The organism is Halovulum dunhuangense (assembly GCF_013093415.1).
In the GTDB taxonomy this organism is placed as follows: domain Bacteria; phylum Pseudomonadota; class Alphaproteobacteria; order Rhodobacterales; family Rhodobacteraceae; genus Halovulum; species Halovulum dunhuangense.
Window position 1 is genome coordinate 2,016,004 of the sequence record NZ_JABFBC010000001.1, and the last position, 19,680, is coordinate 2,035,683.

A 19,680-nucleotide genomic window follows, 5' to 3' on the forward strand; every position below is an offset into this window, starting at 1 on the left:
ATTGCTGCGCGTCATGACAGACACCCTTCCCATTCTCTGCGCGGGCTCGGCCCTGTGGGACATCATCGCGCGCACCGACCGCCGGATGCGCCCGGGCTTCGACGTGCCGGGCAAGATCAGCCGGCAGCTTGGCGGCGTCGCGCTGAACGTGGCGCTGGCGCTGGCGCGGCGCGAGGCGCCCGTGGCGCTGCTGTCCGCCGTGGGCGAGGATGCCGAGGGCGCGGCGCTTCTGGCCGAGGCGGCGCTGGCCGGGATCGACTGCACCCATGTGGCGCGCACGGCCGATCCCACCGACAGCTACCTTGCCATCGAGGATCCGCTGGGCGAGGTGTTCGGCGCCGTGGCCGATTGCGCCCTGCTCGAAAGGCAGGGCGCGGCGGTGCTTTCGCCGCTTCTTGACGGGCGGCTCGGGTCCGCGGCCGCGCCCTGGGCGGGTGGGCTGGTGGTCGACGGGAATTTCCCGCAGGGCCTGCTCGACCCGCTGGCCGACGCGCCCGCCTATCGCGCGGCGCGCATCGCCCTGGTCCCCGCGAGCCCGGGCAAGGCCGGGCGGCTTGCGCGCGCCATGACCCATCCGGGCAGCACGCTTTACGTCAACCGGATCGAGGCCGAGATCCTGTGCGAGGCGCCGCTTCCCGGCGCCGCCGAGGCAGCCGAGGCGCTGCTTGCGCGGGGTGCGGCGCGGGTCGTCGTGACCGACAGCCACCGGCCCGCGGCGGCGGCCGATGCCGATGGCCTGCTGACCTGCCAGCCGCCGCAGGTGACCGCGCGCACCACGACCGGCGCGGGCGACGCGTTTCTTGCCGCCCATCTCGATGCCAGCCGCCGCGGTGCCGATCCGCGCGCGGCGCTCGAAGCGGCGGTCGCCGCCGCGGCGGCCCATATCTCCCACATCTGAGGAACACAGCCCATGCCTGCCGCCCCCCTGCTCTGGTCCGAAAAGGCCGCCACCGCCCGCGATGCCGGCCGGCCGCTGGTGGCGCTGGAAAGCACAATCATCACCCATGGCATGCCCTGGCCCCGGAACCTGGAAACCGCCCGCGCGGTCGAGCAGGCGGTGCGCGAGGCCGGCGCCGAGCCTGCCACCATCGCGGTGATGGGCGGGCATATCCGCGTGGGCCTGGACGACGGCGCGCTCGAGGACCTGGCGCAGGCGCGGGACGTGGCGAAACTGTCGCGCGCCGACATCGCGGCGGCGCTGGCCGCGGGCCGCACGGGTGCGACGACGGTTGCCGCGACCATGATCGCGGCACATCTGGCCGGGATCGAGGTGTTCGCCACCGGCGGGATCGGCGGCGTGCATCGCGGCGCCGAGTCGAGCTTCGACATATCCGCCGACCTGACGGAACTGGCCGAAACCCCGGTCTGCGTGGTGGCGGCCGGGCCCAAGGCCATTCTCGACATCCCCAAGACGCTCGAGGTGCTCGAGACCCGCGGCGTGCCGGTGATCGCCTACGGGCAGGACGCGATGCCCGCCTTCTGGTCGCGCGACAGCGGCCTGCCCGCGCCGCTGCGCATGGACAGCGCCGAGGCGATCGCCGCCGCCTTTGCCATGCGCCGCAGGCTGGGTCTGCCCGGCGGGCAGCTTGTAGCGAACCCGATCCCGGCAGAGGCCGAGATCCCGGCCGCGACGCTTGCCCCCCATATCGAGGCGGCCCTGGCCGAGGCGGCCGCGCGCGGGATCGCGGCCAAGGACGTGACGCCCTTCCTGCTGGGCCGGGTGCTGGAGCTGACCGGCGGCCGCTCGCTCGAGGCCAATATCGCGCTGGTCCTGAACAATGCGCGGCTTGCCGCCGGGATCGCCACCGCTCTGCGCAAGGGCAATGTTGCGCTGCAAGGTGGCAGGTCTTAAGTAAACCCCGAACCATCGGGATTGGATCATGGCCCGCAAGCCCAAACCGCCACGCATCGGCCGCCGCGCGACCCTGTTCCAGCGGCTTCGGTCGGATTTCCTGACCGGACTCGTGATCGTGGCGCCCGTCACCCTGACGATCTGGGTCATCTGGACCGCGATCACCTTCATCGACGCCCGCGTCGTGCCGCTGGTGCCGGCCGCCTACAACCCCGCGACCTATCTGGGCAAGAACATCGCCGGCTTCGGCGTGGTGATCTTCCTGCTGTTCACGGCGCTGGTGGGCGCGCTGACCAAGGGGCTTTTCGGGCGGCAGCTGGTGCGCTGGGGCGAAAGCCTGTTCGACCGCACCCCCATCGTCCGCACCATCTACAACGCCGTCAAGCAGCTGATCGAGACGGTGCTGAACCAGTCGAGCGCGTCCTTCCAGAAGGCGTGCCTGCTGGAATACCCGCGCCGGGGCATCTGGGCGGTGGGGTTCGTGTCGACCGACACGCAAGGCGAGGTGCCGGTCAAGATCGGCCGGCAGGACATGGTCAGCGTGTTCCTGCCCACGACCCCGAACCCCACCTCGGGCTTTCTTCTGTTCGTGCCGCGCGCTGACGTGATCTTTCTCGACATGACCATCGAGGATGCGGCCAAGCTGATCATATCGGCCGGGCTGGTGACGCCGCCCACCAAGGAAGAGATCGCCGCCGGCCGTCGCCCGGCGCCTGCGCGCAAGAACCAGACCAAGCCGTGATATCGGCCGCAGCGACCGGCTACGGCACCTCGCTTGCGCTGATCCTGGCAATCGGGGCGCAGAACGCCTTTGTCCTGCGGCAGGGGCTGATGCGGTCGCATGTGCTTGCGGTGGTGCTGGTCTGCGCGATCAGCGACGCGCTGCTGATCGCGGCCGGGGTCGCGGGCTTTGCCGCCGTCACCGCCGCCTGGCCCGCCCTGCCCCGGATCATGGCGCTGGGGGGCGCGGCCTTCCTCCTGGTCTACGGTTTTCTCCGCCTGCGCGCCGCATGGCGCGGCGGCGAGGCGCTGGTGGCGGGCGGAGAGCGCCAGAGCCTGCGCAGCGCGGTGCTGACCTGCCTTGCCTTCACCTGGGCCAATCCGCATGTCTACCTGGACACGCTGGGCCTGATCGGCGCCGTCTCGACCGCCTTCGGGGGGCCGGCGAAGCTGGCCTTCGGCATCGGCGCGGTGGCTGCGTCCTTCAGCTTCTTCTTCGCGCTTGGCTACGGGGCGCGGCTGCTGGCCCCGCTGATGCGCCGCCCCGGCGCCTGGCGGGTGCTGGATACCGCGATCGGCCTGACCATGTGGGCGATCGCGGCAAGCCTGGTGTTCTAGGCGGTCATTCCTCGTACCACCACACCTCGGGCAGAAAGCCGATCCAGTCGCCATAGACCGGCGTCCGCTCGGGGTATTTCAGCCGCGCGTCATGGGCCAGAAGACTTGCATCGGCGAACCAGAACGGCACGACATAGCGACCGGCCATCAGGATCCGGTCCAGCGCCTTGACCGCGGCGACGAAGCTTTCCTGGTCGCCCGCCGTCAGCATGGCGTCGATCATCGCCTCGGCCGCGGGGCTGTTCATGCCCATGTAGTTGCGCGTGCCGGGCGTCTCGACCCCGTCCGCACCCCAGTAGAGATACTGCTCGTTTCCGGGGCTAAGCGACAGGCCCCAGGCGTTGATGATCATGTCGTAGTCGTAGGTGTTGCGCCGCTCGTTGTATTGCGCGCTGTCCAGAAGCTGGATCCGCGCCTCTATCCCCAGCCGCTTCAGCGCATCGGCATAAAGATTGGCGATGGACTCGTGCTCGGACGAGGTCACGGTGATGGTGAACGCGAAGGGCTGCCCTGCGGCGTCCTTCAACACGCCGTCCCGGATGGTCCAGCCGGCCTCCTCCAGCAGGGCCGTGGCCTGCCGGAGACCTGCGCGGTTGCGCTGGTCGCCGTTGCTTTCGGGCAGGCTGTAGCCCTCGAGCGTGCCGGGCAGCAGCTGATCGGCGAAAGGTTCGAGAAGCGCGCGCACCTCGCCCTCGGCCGGGCCCGGATCCATGGCGAGGATGGAGTTCGAGAAATAGCTCGTGCGCCGCGGCCAGGCGCCGCCATTCACGGTCTGGTTCACGAAATCGAAGTTGAACGCGGCGATAAGCGCCTCGCGCACGCGCCAGTCGGCGAATATCGGCTTGCGTGTGTTGAAGACGAAGCCCTCCATCCCCGAGGGGCGGCCATGCGGGATCTCGGATTTCACGATCCTTCCGTCGCGCACCGCCGGGAAGTCGTACTCGGTCGCCCAGCGGGCCGGGTTCGTCTCGCGCTGGGTGGACACGGTGCCGGCGCGGAACGCCTCGAAGATCACGTCGCCATCGGCGAAATACTCGTAGCGGATGGTGTCGAGATTGTGCATGCCCCGATTGAACGGCAGGTCGCGGCCCCAGTAGTCCGGGTTGCGCTGGAACTCGATGTAGCGCCCCGGCTCGAAGGCGCCGATCGTGTAGGGGCCGGTGCCGATCGGCACCTCGAGCCCGCTTTCGGCGAAGTCCCGCCCCTCCCAGTCGCGCGGGTTCAGCACGGGGCGCAGGCCCAGGATCAGCGGCAGCTCGTTGTCGCGCTCGGTGAAGTGAAAGCGGATGCCGCGCGCGCCGACCTTTTCCCAGCGCGCCACCTTGTCCCAGGCGTTGCGATAGCGCGGCAGGCCATGCTCGGCCAGCGTCTCGAAGGACCAGATCACGTCGTCCACGGTCAGCGGCGTGCCGTCCGAAAAGGCGGCCTCGGGGCGGAGATGGAATTCCACCCATTCCCGATCGGGTCCGGTCTCGATTGATTCGGCCAGCAGGCCGTAAAGCGTGAAGGGCTCGTCCCAGGACCGGCCCATCAGCGTTTCGAACACATGGGTCTGCACGCCCCAGGGCGCACGCCCCTTGAGGATGTAGGGATTGAGGGAATCGAAGCCGCCCCGCTCTCCGAAGACGATGCGCCCGCCCTTGGGCGCGTCGGGGTTCGCGTGGGGCAGAGACACAAAATCCGGTGGCAGCGCCGGGTCGCCATACATGGCTATGCCATGCGCGGGTTCCGCCCGTGCCGCGCCCGTGCCGATCAAAGCCCCGAGTGCCAGTGCCACAAGCCCTGCTGCCAACCTCATGACTGCCCCCTTTCCGGTCTGATGTGCCATCCTGCCTCCGGGCGATAATACAGCCGCGGGCGGGGGCCTCAAATTTTTATCTTGGCCGATCAGCCGCTTTTCCGTATAAAGGGGGTACTGCTCGATAGGTTTCTTGCCTGTATGAAACCTGCCTCAACAACTGAACGCCCTCCTTGCGAGGGCGTTTTTTTTGGCTTATCGCCAGCGGCTTGACGCGCGGATCGGCTTTTGTCTGCCGCGGTCGCACAGGGTATTTCGCGCACGCAGCATTTGCTGTTACCAAGCCACAGGCAGCTTTCAGGAGAGGAAAACATGTCGCTCAAGGGCAAGACCGCCATCGTCACCGGATCCACCTCGGGGATCGGGCTTGGCATCGCCGAGGAACTGGCGCGCGCAGGCGCCAACGTGGTGCTGAACTCCTTCACCGACAGCGCAGAGGATCACACGCTCGCCCGCCACATCGCCGAGGAAACCGGCGCGGGCGCGCTTTACGTCCAGGCCGACATGGCAGATGCGGATGCCTGCCGCGCGCTGGTGGCCAAGGCGGCCGAAGCCTTCGGCGGGGCCGACATCCTGGTGAACAACGCGGGCATCCAGCATGTCGCGGCGATCCCGGATTTCCCGGTCGAGAAGTGGGACCGGATCATCGCGATCAACCTGAGTTCCGCCTTTCACACCACCGCCGCCGCCCTGCCGCACATGCGCAAGGCGGGCTGGGGGCGCGTGGTCAACATCGCCTCGGCCCACGGGCTGACCGCATCGCCCTTCAAGTCGGCCTATATCGCGGCCAAGCATGGCGTGGTGGGCCTGACCAAGACCACCGCGCTTGAGACTGCGGAGGAAGCCATCACCGCCAACGCGATCTGCCCGGGCTATGTGATGACCCCGCTGGTCGAGGCGCAGATCCCCGACACGATGGAGAAATACGGCATGACCCGCGAAGAGGTGGAGCGCGATGTCATTCTCGCCCGCCAGCCATCCAAGGCATTCGTGACCATCGAACAGGTGGCGGGCACGGCGCTGTTCCTGTGCTCGCCGGCGGCGGACCAGATCACCGGCACCACGATCTCGGTGGATGGCGGCTGGACGGCGCTTTGAGCGTCACCCGCATCAACCTGGCGCTACAGGGCGGGGGCGCGCATGGCGCCTTTACCTGGGGGGTGCTCGACCGGCTTCTGGAGGACGAAAGCCTCGAGATCGAGGGCATCACCGCCACCTCCGCGGGCGCGATGAACGCGGCCGCACTCAAGGCGGGCTGGCTTCGGGGCGGTCATGCGGGCGCGCGCGCCCAGCTGGCCGCCTTCTGGGAGGAGATCTCGGCTCACACGGCGTTGCCCGATCCGATGCTGCAAAGCTGGCTGGCAGCCCTTGCCCCCGACCCGGTGCTGATCTCGGGCATGATCGAGGCAAGCCCCGCCTGGTTCGCGCTCGACACCGCGTCGCGGCTGTTCTCGCCCTACCAGACCAACCCGCTGGGCATCCATCCGCTGCGCCCCGTCGTCGAGAAGATGCTCGATTTCGACATGGTCTGCGCGGCCGATGGGCCGAAGCTGTTCGTCGCCGCCACCAATGTGCGCTCGGGCAAGGTGCGGATCTTTTCGGGGGCCGAGATCAGCCCCGACGCGCTGCTCGCCTCGGCCTGCCTGCCCACGCTCTACCAGGCGGTCGAGATCGATGACCCCGCAACCGGCCGGCGGGAGGCCTATTGGGACGGCGGCTACATGGGCAACCCGGCCCTGTTCCCGCTGTTCTACGAGACCCGGTCCGAGGACATCCTGATCGTCCACATCAACCCGATCCACCGCGAGACGCTGCCCCGCACCGCGACCGAGATCCAGAACCGCATCAACGAGATCAGCTTCAATTCCTCGCTGCTGCGCGGGTTGCGCGCCATCGCCTTCGCGCACCGGCTGCTGGCCGAGGGCCATATCGCGCCGGGCAGCATGAAGGACGTGCGCATCCATCAGGTGATGGACGACGCGTTGATGACGAAGCTGGGCGTTGCGACCAAGCTTACGCCGAACCGCGCGCTCCTTCTGCGGCTGCGCGATGCGGGGCGGGCGCGGATGGATGCGTTTCTCGCGCATCACCGCGACGACCTGGGCCGGCACGGCACCGTCGATCTGCGCGAGCTGTACGACTAGGGGGTGCTGGTCACCCACAGGATCACGGCGTCATCCTCGGACACGCTGATGACGTTGTGGCCCATCGCCGCGTCGTAATAGGCGCTGTCGCCCCGGCGCAGGCGGATGGGGGCGTAGAACTCGGTGTAGAACTCGACGATGCCCGACAGGACATAGAGGAATTCCTCGCCGTCATGGCGCACCCAGCCATCGAAATCGTCGATGGACCGCGCACGCACCACGGCGCGATAGGGCAGCATCTGCTTGCCGCGCAGGTCGGTCGCGAGGATCTCGTGCTCGTAGGTCTTGGTCGGATGCGGCAGCCCCTCGCCCGAGCGGGTGATCGCGCGCCGCGCCATCGTCCTGGAGGTCTTTGGCGGCGTGAAAAGCTGCGGCACCGAGATGTCGAGCCCCTGCGCCAGCTTCTGAACCGCCTCGAAGGTGGGCGACATCTGCTCGTTCTCGATCTTGGACAGGGTCGATCGCGCAAGCCCCGCCTTCTGCGCCGCCTGTTCCAGCGTCCAGTTGCGCGCCTTGCGCAATTCGCGCACCCGCTTGCCCAGGTTCAGCGCCTCGACGGGGGACTCCTCCTCGCCCTGCCGCGCGACCCGCAGCAGCGAGGGTTCCTGACTTTCATCGCTCATCGACATTCCCGTGCCAGCCGGTCTAGAGACGTGTCATATGTCAGGCATGGACGACATGACAACAGCCGAAGCCCTCTCGCTGGTGGATGCCGGCGCGCCGCCGCCCTGCCCCGCGCAGTTCAACCTGGCCGCGCACACGCTGGCCGCCGCCCGCACGACCCCGGACAAGATCGCGCTGGAGGTGATCGACGCGCCGGGCCATGTCGCGGGGCGCTGGACCTTTGCGGAAGTGGATGCAGCCGTGCGCGGCACCATGACCGGGCTTGCGCGCGCGGGTTTGCGCCCCGGCGACAGGCTGCTGCTGCGGATCGGGCACAGCATGGATTTCCCGATCCTGTTCTTCGCCGCGACCGGGATGGGCGCGCTGCCCGTTCCCACCTCGCCGCAGCTGACGGCGCGGGAGGTGGCCGTCGCGGCCGAGACGGTGGCGCCGCGGCTGGTGGCGCTGGGGGACGGGCTGGACGCGCCGCCGGGCCTGCCGGTGCTGCGGGCCGACGCCTATCGCCCCTTTCGCGACCTGCCGCCCGCGGATTTCGCCGACACAAGGGCGGGCGATCCGGCCTATCTCGTCTTCACCTCGGGCACCGGGGGCAGTCCCAAGGCGGTGGTGCATGCGCATCGCGCGGGCTGGGCACGGCGGATGATGTGGGCCGACTGGTATGACCTGCGTCCCGAGGACCGGCTGCTGCATGCGGGCGCGTTCAACTGGACCTTCACGCTGGGGACCGGGCTGACGGACCCCTGGGCCGCGGGGGCGACGGCGCTGATCTATGCCGGGCCGCCCGACCGGGGCGTGTTCTCGGCCATCGCCGCCGCGCATGGACCCACCATCCTGGCCGGCGCGCCGGGCGTGTTCCGCCAGCTTCTGGGCAGCGGCACCGTCACCCGGCAGGCGTTCGCCAGCCTGCGCCACGGGCTGTCGGCGGGCGACCGCCTGCCCGAGCGCATCCGCGCCGAGTGGCGCGAGATCACCGGCACCGACATCCACGAGGCGCTGGGCATGTCCGAGGTCAGCACCTACGCCTCGGACGCGCCCGGCAGGCCCGGCATGCGCCCGCAGCGCGGCCGCCGCGTCGCGGTGCTGGGCGAGGATGGCGCGCCGGTCCCGATCCGGGAGGTGGGGCGGCTTGCCGTCTCGGGCCGCGATCCGGGGCTGATGCTTGGCTACTGGCAGGGCGCCGGCATGGCCCCGAACCTGCCCCTGGAAGGCGAGTGGTTCCTGACCGGCGATCTGGCGGTGATGGACGCCGCGGGCGCCCTGACCCACCGGGGCCGGGCCGACGACGTGATGAACGCGGGCGGCTACCGCGTCTCGGCCACGGAAGTGGAGGAGGTGCTGACCGCCCATCCGGGCGTGGCCGAGGCGGCGGTTCTGGCACTGCCCGTGCGCGCCGACGTCGAGGTGATCGCCGCCTTCGTGGTGCCCGCCGAAGGCGCGAGCCTGTCCGAGGATGCGCTGGCCGGCCATTGCGCGGCCGGGCTTGCCCGCTACAAGTGCCCGCGAATGATCAAATTTCTCGACGCGCTGCCGCGCACCCCCACCGGCAAGGTGCTCAAGCGCCGCCTGCGCGCCGAGCACAGCCTGACGGAGTCGCCATGACCACGACGCTCGACATCATTTCGGACCCGATCTGCCCCTGGTGCCATATCGGCAAGGCGCGGCTCGACCGGGCGCTGGAGGCGCGGCCCGGGCATCCCTTCCTGATCCGCTGGCGCCCCTTCCAGCTCAATCCCGACATGCCGCCCGAGGGGGCGGACCGGCGCACCTATCTCGAGACGAAGTTCGGCGGGCCCGAGCGGGCCGCGCAGGTCTACGCCCGGATCAACGATGTCGCGACCGAAAGCGGACTCGATCTGGATTTCGAGCGGATCTCGCGCACGCCCAACACGCTCGACGCACACCGCCTGCTTCGCTGGGCCGGGGTCGAGGGGCGGCAGAGCCTGGTCGCGAACCAGCTTTTCCACCGCTACTTCGTCAATGGCGAGGATATCGGCGCGCATTCGGTGCTGGTCGATGTGGCCAGCAGCACGGGGCTCGATCCGGATATGGTCGCGCGCCTGCTGGCGGGGGACGCGGACAAGGCCGAGGTTCTGGCCGAGGATCAGGCCGCCCGCGATATGGGCGTGACGGGGGTTCCCACCTTCATCATCGGCGGCCGCTATGTCGTGACCGGCGCGCAGGAAAGCGCGACGTGGTTGAAGATAATAGACGAACTAATTGAGAAAACAGAAGAACTGTCGCGCTCGCGCCCTTGAGTGCGATGTGAACTGCCCGATTTTCGCCATGGTTGCGGCGCCTTCAGGCCGTGAATCATTCAGATATTGGAAAGTGTTTAGAGTCACGATTGCAGCAGTAAACTCTGGCCCCGCTGCAGGAGAGACCCATGAAATCCGCACTTTCGCTTGGCGCGCTGCTCGCACTGCTTGGCGCATGCGCTGCCCCCGCGCCGCAGGACAGCACCTCGGCCGATTTCAGCCCGATGGTGACCAAGGCCCAGTTCTGCGCCCCTGACACCGCGCAGCCCTGCACCGGCACCGGGCAGGCAGAATTGCGGAACCCGGCGCCTGCCAGCGGCAACCGTTCGGGAAGCACGATGTTCCGGGCGCTCTCGCGGTTGTTCTAGGGCCGCCCCGCCTCAGCCGGTCTTCTTCTTCGGCGCGCCTTCGGCCGCAAGCTTTGCCAGTTCGGTCACGATGGCGTATGCGCCGCGGATCTTGTCCGCGTCCCTGCTCCAGTCGCGGCGGACAACCAGCTTGTTGTCCTTGATCCTGGCCAGCCCGTTTTCCCCGCGGATGTAATCCACCAGTCCTGCCGGGTTCGCGAAGCGGTTGTTGTGGAACAGGATCACCGCGCCCTTCGGCCCGCCATCCAGCTTGGCGATGCCCGCCCGCTTGCACACGCCCTTGATGCGGACGACGTTCATCAGCACGTTCACTTCCTTGGGCAACGGGCCGAAGCGGTCGATCAGTTCGGCGGCGAAACCCTCCATCTCGACCTTGGTCGCAAGGCTCGACAGCCGCCGGTAAAGGCCCAGCCGCACGTCCAGATCCTCGACGTAATCGGCCGGGATCAGCACCGGCACGCCCAGGTTGATCTGCGGCGCCCAGCCTTCGTCGGATTCGCTGATGCCTTCCAGTTCGCCCGATTTCAGCTTGGCGATCGCCTCTTCCAGCATGTCCTGGTAGAGTTCGTAGCCCACCTCGCGGACATGGCCCGACTGCTCGTCGCCCAGCAGATTGCCCGCCCCGCGGATATCGAGGTCCTGGCTTGCCAGCGTGAACCCCGCGCCAAGACTGTCGAGCGAGCCCAGCACCCGAAGCCGCTTTTCCGCCTGCACGGTCAGCCTGGCGCGCGGCTCTGTCGTGAAATAGGCATAGGCGCGGATCTTGGACCGGCCCACCCGGCCCCGGATCTGGTAGAGCTGCGCCAGCCCGAACATGTCGGCGCGATGCACGATCAGCGTGTTCGCGGACGGAATGTCTAGACCCGATTCCACGATGGTCGTGGCCAGCAGCACATCCGCCTGCCCGTCGTAGAAGGCGTTCATCCGCTGGTCCAGCTCTCCGGCCGCCATCTGCCCATGCGCCACGATCACCCGCACCTCGGGCACCTGTTCGCGCAGGAAGCTTTCCATCTCTGCGATATCTGTGATCCGCGGCACGACGAAGAAGCTTTGCCCGCCGCGGTAATGCTCGCGCAGAAGCGCCTCGCGGATGGTGACGCCGTCGAACTCGCTGACATAGGTGCGGATCGCCAGCCGGTCCACCGGCGGGGTCGCGATCAGCGACAGGTCCCGAACCCCCGTCAATGCGAGTTGCAGCGTGCGCGGGATCGGCGTCGCCGTCATCGTCAGCACATGCACCTCAGAGCGAAGCTGCTTCAGCCGCTCCTTGTGGGCGACGCCGAATTTCTGCTCTTCGTCGATGATGACAAGTCCCAGGTGGGCGAACTTCACCGACTTCGCCAGAAGCGCGTGGGTGCCGATGACGATATTCACATCGCCCCGGCTCAGCCCCTCGCGGGTTTCACCCGCCTCGCGCGCGCCCACGAAGCGCGAAAGCTGGCGCACCGTGACGGGCATGCCGCGGAAACGCTCGGCAAAGGCCTTGTAGTGCTGGCGCGCAAGCAGCGTTGTGGGGGCAATGACCGCCACCTGCTGGCCCGACATCGCGGCGACAAAGGCCGCGCGCAGCGCGACCTCGGTCTTGCCGAAGCCCACATCGCCGCAGATCAGCCGGTCCATCGGGCGGCCCGAGGACAGATCGCCCAGCACATCCTCGATCGCGTTCAGCTGGTCGTCCGTCTCCTGGTAGGGGAAGCGGGCGCAGAAGGCGTCCCACAGGTCTTCGGGCGGGGTCAGCGCGGGCGCGCTGCGCAACGCCCGCTCGGCCGCTATCCGGATCAGCCGGTCGGCCATCTCGCGGATGCGTTCCTTCAGCTTCGCCTTCCTGGCCTGCCAGGCGCCACCGCCCAGCCGGTCGAGAAGCCCCTCTTCATGGCCGTAGCGGCTGAGCAGCTCGATGTTCTCCACCGGCAGGAACAGCCGGTCGCCCCCGGCATATTCAAGCGCCAGGCACTCATGCGGCGCGCCGGCTGCCGTGACGGTCACAAGCCCCGTGTAGCGCCCGACGCCGTGTTCGACATGCACGACCAGGTCGCCTGTTGTCAGCGCATTCGCTTCGGTCAGGAAGTTCTCGGCCTTGCGCCGGCGCTTCGGCGCGCGGATCAGCCTGTCGCCCAGGATGTCCTGTTCGGTGATGACCGTCAGCCCCGGCGCGGTGAAGCCCTGCTCCAGTCCCATCACGGCCAGGAACAGCCCGCCCGCGCCGCTGGGCAGGTCCCTCACGGTGGCGATGGGTTTCGCGCCCTCGACGCCGGTATCCTCCAGCAGGGTGCCCATCCGCTCGCGCGCGCCTTCGGAATAGGTCGCAAGGATCACATGGGTTTCGCGCAGCCGGGCGCGGACATGATCGGCCAGCGCACCGAAAAGGCTTACCTCCTCGCGCTGGCGTTCGGGCGCGAAGCTGCGGCCCACGCGCGCACCGGCATCGGTCACGTTCAGGCCCACGGGCTGGGGCAGGACCGACAACTGACGCACGGCCCGGCCATCGAGAGCGCGGGTCCAGGCGGCGTCGTCCAGGTACAGAAGGCCGGGCGCCACGGGCTTGTAGACGGTGCCGATGCGGCCCCGGTCCTTCATCGCCTCGCGCCGGGCGTCGTACTGGTCGGCGATACCGTCCCAGCGGCTTTGCCGTGCGGCCTCCAGCTGGTCGTCCAGCAGCACCGGCGCGCCGGGCAGGTAGTCAAAGATCGTCTCCAGCCGGTCATGGAAGAAGGGCAGCCAGTGTTCCATCCCCTGGTGCTTTCGCCCGGCGCTGACCGCCTCGTAGAGCGGATCATCGCTGCCCGCGGCGCCGAACTCGATCCGGTAATTCTGCCGGAAGCGCTGGATCGCGGGCGCATCGAGGATGATCTCTGAGGCGGGCGACAGGTCGATGCCCTTTTCCGCAGCCCCGCTGCGCTGGGTCGCGGGATCGAAGCGGCGCACGCCATCCAGAACGTCGCCGAACAGGTCCAGCCGCAGCGGCTGGTCCGCCCCCGGCGGGAAAATGTCGATCAGCCCGCCGCGCACCGCGAAATCGCCCGGCTCGGTCACGGTGGGCGCCTGCGCGTAGCCCATGCGGATCAGGAATTCCTTCAGCGCGTCCACGTCGATCTGCCGGCCGACCTGCGCGGTGAAGCTGGCGGCGGCCACCGTCTCGCGCGCGGGCACGAACTGCGCCGCGGCCGAAAGCGTGGTCAGCAGCGCGAAACGGCCCGGCATGCCATCGGCCAGCCCCGCCAGCACCGACATGCGCGCGGCCGAGATTTCGGCCGCCGGCGAAATGCGGTCATAGGGCAGGCAGTCCCAGGCGGGAAAGCTGATCACCGGCAGCTCGGGCGCAAAGAAGGCAAGCGCCGCGCGCATCGACTCGAGCCGGGCGCCATCGCGCGCGACATGGATCACCGGGCCCTGCCCCGCCTCTGCAAGGCGGGCCAGAACGGTTGCGTCGAATCCCTCGGGCGCCCCGCCGATCGTGGACCGGCCGGGTTTTGGCGGCTGCATGTTCATGCGCGCGAGGTAGCCCGTCGCGCGGAGTTCGGCAAGATGGGCCGGCTCAGAACCACCAGGGCTGCATCAGCCGCACCTGTTCCCAGATCGCCAGCGCCACCGCGGCCATGATCGCGAGCAGGCCTATCAGCTGGTTCACCAGCCGCTGGAACCGCACCGCCCCCCGCAGGTCGGCCCCGCGCAGGCCCCGCCGCTCGATCCGGAACGCGGTCTGAAGCGACGTGGCGTAGATCACCGTCATCGGCAGCAGGATCGTGGCCAGCGCGCGGGCAAGTTCCATCTGCTCCATGACCGAAAAGGTCAGCAGCACCGTCACCAGGAAGGCCGTGACCCCGGTCAGCACGACGCCGTAGCGCCGCCCCAGAGCGGTGTAGCGGAACACCTGCGCAAGGATCAGCGCCTCGGTCGCGCGCGCCCAGGGGCCGTCTTCGGACTTCTCGCGATTGACCTCGAGGATCATGTCGAAGGGCACGCCAAGGGCGAAGTGGCTCAGGACCGACCAGGTGGCGACATGGCAGATCCAGAACCACACGGTCCAGAAGCTGCCGAAGTCCATGATTTCCTGCAAGATCCCCACGCGGGCATGTCTCCGGGCTGTTCCGTTTCCCACCTAACCGAAAGGGCGGGGAATTCAATCGTCGATCCTGTCGAAACCCGCGACGTGTTGCGGGGCGCGGCGGCGCATGCCATGAAACACGCAAAAGACACGAGGTAAAAGATGCCCCCGATCACTGCCCCCTTTCCGCTGAGCCGCCCGCGCCGCCTGCGCCAGAGCGGATGGATCCGCGACATGGTCGCCGAGGTGTCGCTGTCGCCTTCGGACCTGATCTGGCCGATCTTCCTGGTGGACGGGCAGGACATGCGGGTTCCCATCGCCTCGATGCCGGGGGTGGAACGCCTGTCGGTCGACCTGGCGGTCGAGGCCGCGCGCGAGGCGGCCGATCTGGGTATCCCCTGCGTGGCGCTCTTTCCCTACACCGACCCTGCGCGAAAGACGCCCGGCGCCGAGGAGGCGTGGAACCCCGCGAACCTGGTGAACACCGCGACCCGCGCGATCAAGGCCGCGGTGCCGGGGCTTGGCGTCATGCTGGACGTGGCGCTCGATCCCTACAATTCCGACGGGCATGACGGCATCCTGCGCGATGGCATGGTCCTGAACGACGAGACGCTGGTGGCATTGGAGCGGCAGGCGCTGGCCCAGGCCGAGGCGGGGGCCGACATCCTTGGCCCCTCGGACATGATGGACGGGCGCATCGGGGTAATCCGGCAGGCGCTCGAGTCGCACGAGTTCCAGGACACGATGATCCTGAGCTATGCCGCGAAATACGCCTCGGCCTATTACGGGCCGTTCCGCGACGCGGTGGGCGCCACCGGCATGCTGAAGGGCGACAAGAAGACCTATCAGATGGACCCGCGCAACACGGACGAGGCGCTGCGCGAGGTGGCGATCGACCTGGCCGAGGGCGCGGACATGGTGATGGTCAAGCCGGGGCTTGCCTATCTGGATATCTGCGCCCGGGTGAAGGAGAAGTTCGGCGTGCCAACCTTTGCCTACCAGGTGTCGGGCGAGTACGCGATGATCGCGGCCGCAGGCGCCAATGGCTGGATCGACCAGGACCGCGTGATGCTGGAAAGCCTGACCGCCTTCAGGCGGGCGGGCTGCGACGGGATCCTGACCTATTTCGCGCCCACCGTCGCCCGGATGATCTGAGCCTCAGGCCGGATCGCTGCCGCCATAGCGCAGCCAGTAGTCGCGCACGAAGGGCACCGCGCCCCGCCCGTAGCGCGACCAGTTGCCCCAGCGCTGGCCGCGGTCGGGCACCACATGGATCGGCCGCGGCTCGCCGTGGAACGCCACGATCCGCGCGCCCGGCGGCGGGCTCTTGGGCGGGATCACCCGGTTCAGAAGCGGCGGCGCCAGCAGGTTGCGCTTGAAGCTGACGACCCAGCCCTCGGGCCAGAAGCGCATGTCGTGGGCGGTGTCGGTCACCCAGCGCTGTTCCGAGCGGTAATTGGCGAAGGCGTAGTCGGGGTCGTCCATGAACTTCTGCAGGATCTGCGGCTGCTCGCCCAGGGTGAAGGCGAAGATAGAGGTCATGCCGTTGACGCCCCATTTGCGGAAATAGTCCGCGAACCGCCGCCATTCCCGGATCAGGCAGACGCCACCCTCCATCTGCACCATGGGCGTGATGTCGCCCACGATGATCGTGTCCAGATCGACGAACAGCGCCCTGCCCTTCAGCCCGCAAAGATCGCGGGCAAAGACCGACAGCTTGGGCCAGCCACCGAAGGCGAAGCGGTCCGGCCCCAGATCCATCGGCGGGATGTCGAAGCATTCCACCTCGGGCCGCAGGCCCGTGCGGTCGTCGGTCAGGCAGACGAACCTGAACGGAATGGTGATGTTGTCGGCCACCGCCGCGTAAAGCACGTTGACGTAATCGGGCCCGTAAAGCGTTCCCCATTTCATGCACAGGATCACGCAGGGCTCTTCGGTAGCGCTGTTCATGTCGTTCATCTTGCGGGCCTTGTGCCTGTCCACCATCGGCGGCGGCTTACCAGATCGCGGGAGCCGCGCCAAGAAACCGTGACGCGAGAGATGCTTTGGGTATATTTCTTGCCATGCATCCGGCATCAGGGCGGAGCACGAGGCAAGATACACAAGAAACCTGCGGTCCGACCATGATCGCCAAGGCAAGGAGCACAGCCATGTCCATCTCCCGGCGGAGTTTCATCCTGAGCGGCGCAGCCGTGGTCGGCGCGTGCAGCGCCTCGACCGTGCAGAGCGGCGCGCAGATCGACCGCAATGTCGCGGAAAGCCGCGACCTGCTGTTCAGCACGGTTCCCGGCACGCGCGAACTGGCCAGCCGCTCGGCCGGCATGCTGATCATCCCCGAGATCATCGAGGGCGGCTTCATCTTCTCGGGCGCCTATGGCGAGGGTGCTCTGCTGGTGGGCGACGCGGTGATCGACTACATCTCGATGGCGGCGGCGGCGGTCGGGCTTCAGATCGGGGCGCAGCGCTTCTCGCATGCGCTTTTCTTCATGACGCCCGAGGCGCTGGCCGATTTCCGCCAGACCGACGGCTGGGAGCTTGGCGTCGATGCCGAGGTCGCGGTGATCGATGGCGGCGCGGGCTTCGGCGCCTCGACCAACACGGTGATCCGGCCGATCTACCAGGTGGTCTATGGCCAGCGCGGGCTGATCATCGGCGCAAGCCTGGAAGGGGCGAAGTACAACCGTCTTGTGCGCTGAACAGGGGCGCGGATTGTCCGTCCGCGCCGCCCCTGCTAAGCCGGGCGGCACACGTCCACGACCGGAAAGCGCATGATCCGAACCCTGTTCAACTGGCTGCTGCGCGGGCTTGCCGCGGCGACTGTGCTGGGCCTCGGCGCTCTGGCGCTCGGCTGGTATCTTTCCTCGCACTCGCTGCCCGACTACGACGCGACCTGGCGCCTGCCGGGGGTCGAGGGCGAGATCGAGATCGTGCGCGACAACTACGCGGTGCCGCATATCTTCGCCGGCAGCGACCGGGACGTGCTGTTCGGGCTGGGCTTTGCCCATGCGCAGGACCGGCTGTGGCAGATGACCATGACCCGCAGGCTGGCGCAGGGGCGGCTTTCGGAACTGTTCGGGCAGGAAACGTTCGAGGTTGATCACCTGATGCGGGCGCTCGATCTTTACGGCGTGGCGCAGCGGACCGCCGCGCGCCAGTCCGAGGAGGTAGGCGCGCAGCTTCAGGCCTATGCCGACGGGGTCAACGCCTGGCTTGAACTGGTTCAGGACGAGGCGCTGGGCCGGGGCGCGCCGGAGTATTTCCTTTTCGCGCCGGTGATCGCGCCGTGGACGCCGGCCGACTCGGTCGCGATGGCCAAGGTGCTGGCGCTGCGCCTGACCGACAAGGCCAGCGTCGAGACGCTGCGCGCAAGGCTGTCGCTGACGCTCGACGATCCCGCGCGGCTGGCCGACATCCTGCCCGTGCCCCCGAATGCCGTGATGGCCCTGCCCGAATACGCCGGGACGCTGGGCGTCGCGGGGCGCGACTTCGCCGCGCTCGAGGCGCCCCTGCCCGCGCATCCGCTGTCGCCCCTTGCCCCGCCCGGGCTGGCGGGCGCGTCCAACGCCTTTGCCGCGGCAGGGTCGCGGGCCGCTGCCGGAGGATCGCTGCTGGCGGCCGACCCGCATCTGAAGCTGACCGCGCCCAGCCCGCTTTACCTTGCGCGGCTGGAACTGCAATCGGGCGGCGTGATCGGCGCGACGCTTCCGGGCGTGCCGGGCGTCATCATCGGGCGCAACCCCGACCTCGCCTGGGGGGTGACGGCAAGCTACCTCGACGACCAGGACATCTATATCGAGCGGCTGGCCGAGGACGATCCCGGCAGCTACGTCACCCCCGGCGGCACGCAGGCGTTCGAGACGCGCGAAAGCGTCATCGCCATCGCCAATGCGGCCCCCCGGACGGTGACACTGCGGGCCACCCGCCACGGCCCGGTGATCCCCGGCAACCATTTCGGCGCGGCAAGCGTCACGCCAGAGGGCCATGTCGCAACCCTTGCCTGGACCGGGCTAGAGACGGACGACCGCACGATCGAGGCGCTGCTCGGGCTGATGCGCGCCGATGGCATCGCCCCCGCCCGCGAGGCGCTTGAGCTTGTCCATGCGCCTGCCCTCAGCGTCACCCTGGCCGACCGCGAGGGGGTCGCCATCCAGGCCACAGGCGCGGCGCCGCGGCGCGGCGCGCTGCATACCAGCCAGGGCCGGATCCCAGCCGCGGGCTGGGTCGCCCGGAACGACTGGCAGGGCTATTTCCCGGCCGACGAGAACCCCGGCGCGGACAATCCGCCCGGTGGCATCGTCATCAGCACCAACAACCGCCTGACCGACGCCCCCTTTCCCCGGCACTGGAGCCATGACTGGGGCGACTCGCACCGGATCCTGCGCGGTAGCCAGCTTCTGAACGACCGCGAGTTCCACACCCTCGACAGTTTCGTCGAGGCGCAGACCGATACCGTGTCGCCGGCCGCGCGCGCGCTTCTGCCGCTGATCGCCCGCAACCTCTGGTTCCAGGGCGAGCCGGCCGCGCAGGACACGATCGAACGCGACCGCCAGATCGCGCTCGAGACGCTGGCGAACTGGAATGGCGACATGACCCAGCACAGCTTCGAGCCGCTGATCTATGCCGCCTGGACGCGCGAATTGCAGCGCCGGCTGATCGTTGACGACCTGGGCCCGCTGAGCCAGCTGCTTTCGCGGCCCGATCCGCTGTTCCTGGAACGCGTGTTCCGGGACGTGGACGGCGCATCCGCCTGGTGCGACATCCGCCCCAGCACGGCGGTCGAGACATGCGAGGATGTGGCCCGCCTGTCGCTGGACGCGGCGATCCTTGAGTTGCGCGAACGCTTCGGGGGGCGGATCGACAGCTGGCGCTGGGGGGCGGCCCATCTCGCGACCCACCGGCACGAGGTGCTGGGGCGCGGAAACTGGCTCGACTGGTTCGTGAACATCCGCCAGGAAACGCCGGGCGGCGACACGACGCTGATGCGCGGCCTTACGGCTGCGGACGACGACGCGCCCTTCGCCAACATCCATGGCGCCGTCTACCGCGTGGTGGTGGATTTCTCGGATCCCGAAGCTTCGGTCCACGTCCTGTCGACGGGCCAGAGCGGGCACCCCCTGTCGCGGCATTACGACGATCAGTCGCTGCTTTGGCGCCGGGGCGAATACCTGCCGATGTCGCTCGATCCTGCCGTTGCGCGTGGCGGGGCCGTGGGGATCACCCGGATCCAGCCGCAGGAAAATGACGACGCCCGCTAGG

17 protein-coding genes are annotated in these 19,680 nt (G+C 68.6%); 12 read left to right on the plus strand and 5 right to left on the minus strand.

The window, feature by feature from the left end:
• Nucleotides 1-13 precede the first annotated feature (13 nt).
• Genes HMH01_RS09765 through HMH01_RS09780 form a run of 4 tightly spaced genes read left to right on the plus strand, consistent with a single transcriptional unit; the run spans nt 14 to nt 3,190 of the window.
• Nucleotides 14-898: a PfkB family carbohydrate kinase gene (locus HMH01_RS09765; RefSeq protein ID WP_171324742.1), complete on the plus strand. Its 885-nt coding sequence runs from the start codon at nt 14-16 to the stop codon at nt 896-898.
• 12 nt (nt 899-910) lie between these two features.
• Nucleotides 911-1,852: a pseudouridine-5'-phosphate glycosidase gene (locus HMH01_RS09770; RefSeq protein ID WP_171324744.1), complete on the plus strand. Its 942-nt coding sequence runs from the start codon at nt 911-913 to the stop codon at nt 1,850-1,852.
• A gap of 28 nt (nt 1,853-1,880) precedes the next feature.
• Entirely contained in the window at nt 1,881-2,594 is a 714-nt protein-coding gene (locus HMH01_RS09775; RefSeq protein ID WP_171324746.1) for a DUF502 domain-containing protein, read from the plus strand.
• Complete coding sequence (locus HMH01_RS09780; RefSeq protein WP_425483602.1) at nt 2,594-3,190, plus strand: LysE/ArgO family amino acid transporter; 597 nt, start codon at nt 2,594-2,596, stop codon at nt 3,188-3,190. The genes HMH01_RS09775 and HMH01_RS09780 overlap by 1 nt, the downstream gene beginning before the upstream one ends.
• Before the next feature lie 4 nt (nt 3,191-3,194).
• Here HMH01_RS09780 and HMH01_RS09785 read toward each other — a convergent pair whose 3' ends face one another.
• The gene (locus HMH01_RS09785; protein WP_246237306.1) at nt 3,195-4,988 is read right to left on the minus strand and encodes an extracellular solute-binding protein; all 1,794 of its coding nucleotides are present in this window, start codon (nt 4,986-4,988) and stop codon (nt 3,195-3,197) included.
• 312 nt (nt 4,989-5,300) lie between these two features.
• On the opposite strand from HMH01_RS09785, the gene HMH01_RS09790 reads away from it, so the two are divergent.
• Both HMH01_RS09790 and HMH01_RS09795 read left to right on the plus strand, forming a co-directional pair.
• Entirely contained in the window at nt 5,301-6,086 is a 786-nt protein-coding gene (locus HMH01_RS09790) for a 3-hydroxybutyrate dehydrogenase (protein ID WP_171324750.1), read from the plus strand.
• Nucleotides 6,083-7,132 (plus strand): patatin-like phospholipase family protein, encoded by a 1,050-nt coding sequence (locus HMH01_RS09795; protein WP_171324752.1) that lies wholly within the window; start codon nt 6,083-6,085, stop codon nt 7,130-7,132. The genes HMH01_RS09790 and HMH01_RS09795 overlap by 4 nt, the downstream gene beginning before the upstream one ends.
• Here HMH01_RS09795 and HMH01_RS09800 read toward each other — a convergent pair.
• Nucleotides 7,129-7,761, minus strand: a complete 633-nt coding sequence (locus HMH01_RS09800) for a helix-turn-helix domain-containing protein (protein ID WP_171324754.1) — start codon at nt 7,759-7,761, stop codon at nt 7,129-7,131. The genes HMH01_RS09795 and HMH01_RS09800 overlap by 4 nt on opposite strands.
• Nucleotides 7,762-7,810: 49 nt before the next feature.
• On the opposite strand from HMH01_RS09800, the gene HMH01_RS09805 reads away from it, so the two are divergent.
• From HMH01_RS09805 to HMH01_RS09815, 3 genes are all read left to right on the plus strand, one after another.
• Entirely contained in the window at nt 7,811-9,355 is a 1,545-nt protein-coding gene (locus tag HMH01_RS09805) for a class I adenylate-forming enzyme family protein (protein ID WP_171324756.1), read from the plus strand.
• Nucleotides 9,352-10,011: a DsbA family oxidoreductase gene (locus HMH01_RS09810; RefSeq protein WP_171324758.1), complete on the plus strand. Its 660-nt coding sequence runs from the start codon at nt 9,352-9,354 to the stop codon at nt 10,009-10,011. Before HMH01_RS09805 ends, HMH01_RS09810 begins: the two co-directional genes overlap by 4 nt.
• 128 nt (nt 10,012-10,139) lie before the next feature.
• A complete protein-coding gene (locus HMH01_RS09815; protein WP_171324760.1) occupies nt 10,140-10,379 on the plus strand; it encodes a hypothetical protein in 240 nt (79 codons plus the stop codon).
• Nucleotides 10,380-10,391: 12 nt separating this feature from the next.
• Here HMH01_RS09815 and mfd read toward each other — a convergent pair whose 3' ends face one another.
• Together mfd and HMH01_RS09825 are read right to left on the minus strand one after the other, a co-directional pair.
• Complete coding sequence (gene mfd, locus HMH01_RS09820; protein ID WP_246237307.1) at nt 10,392-13,868, minus strand: transcription-repair coupling factor; 3,477 nt, start codon at nt 13,866-13,868, stop codon at nt 10,392-10,394.
• Between the two features lie 46 nt (nt 13,869-13,914).
• Complete coding sequence (locus tag HMH01_RS09825) at nt 13,915-14,424, minus strand: hypothetical protein (RefSeq protein ID WP_171324762.1); 510 nt, start codon at nt 14,422-14,424, stop codon at nt 13,915-13,917.
• A gap of 162 nt (nt 14,425-14,586) precedes the next feature.
• Between HMH01_RS09825 and hemB the strand changes: the two genes are divergently transcribed.
• Nucleotides 14,587-15,579: a porphobilinogen synthase gene (gene hemB / locus HMH01_RS09830; RefSeq protein WP_171324764.1), complete on the plus strand. Its 993-nt coding sequence runs from the start codon at nt 14,587-14,589 to the stop codon at nt 15,577-15,579.
• A gap of 3 nt (nt 15,580-15,582) precedes the next feature.
• Here the strand turns inward: hemB and HMH01_RS09835 are convergent, their stop codons facing one another.
• Nucleotides 15,583-16,410 (minus strand): glycosyltransferase, encoded by an 828-nt coding sequence (locus HMH01_RS09835; RefSeq protein ID WP_171324766.1) that lies wholly within the window; start codon nt 16,408-16,410, stop codon nt 15,583-15,585.
• Between the two features lie 164 nt (nt 16,411-16,574).
• Between HMH01_RS09835 and HMH01_RS09840 the strand changes: the two genes are divergently transcribed.
• Complete coding sequence (locus HMH01_RS09840) at nt 16,575-17,120, plus strand: lipid-binding SYLF domain-containing protein (protein WP_171324768.1); 546 nt, start codon at nt 16,575-16,577, stop codon at nt 17,118-17,120.
• A 72-nt stretch (nt 17,121-17,192) separates the two neighbouring features.
• Nucleotides 17,193-19,679, plus strand: a complete 2,487-nt coding sequence (locus HMH01_RS09845; protein ID WP_216366780.1) for a penicillin acylase family protein — start codon at nt 17,193-17,195, stop codon at nt 19,677-19,679.
• Nucleotide 19,680: the final 1 nt, after the last annotated feature.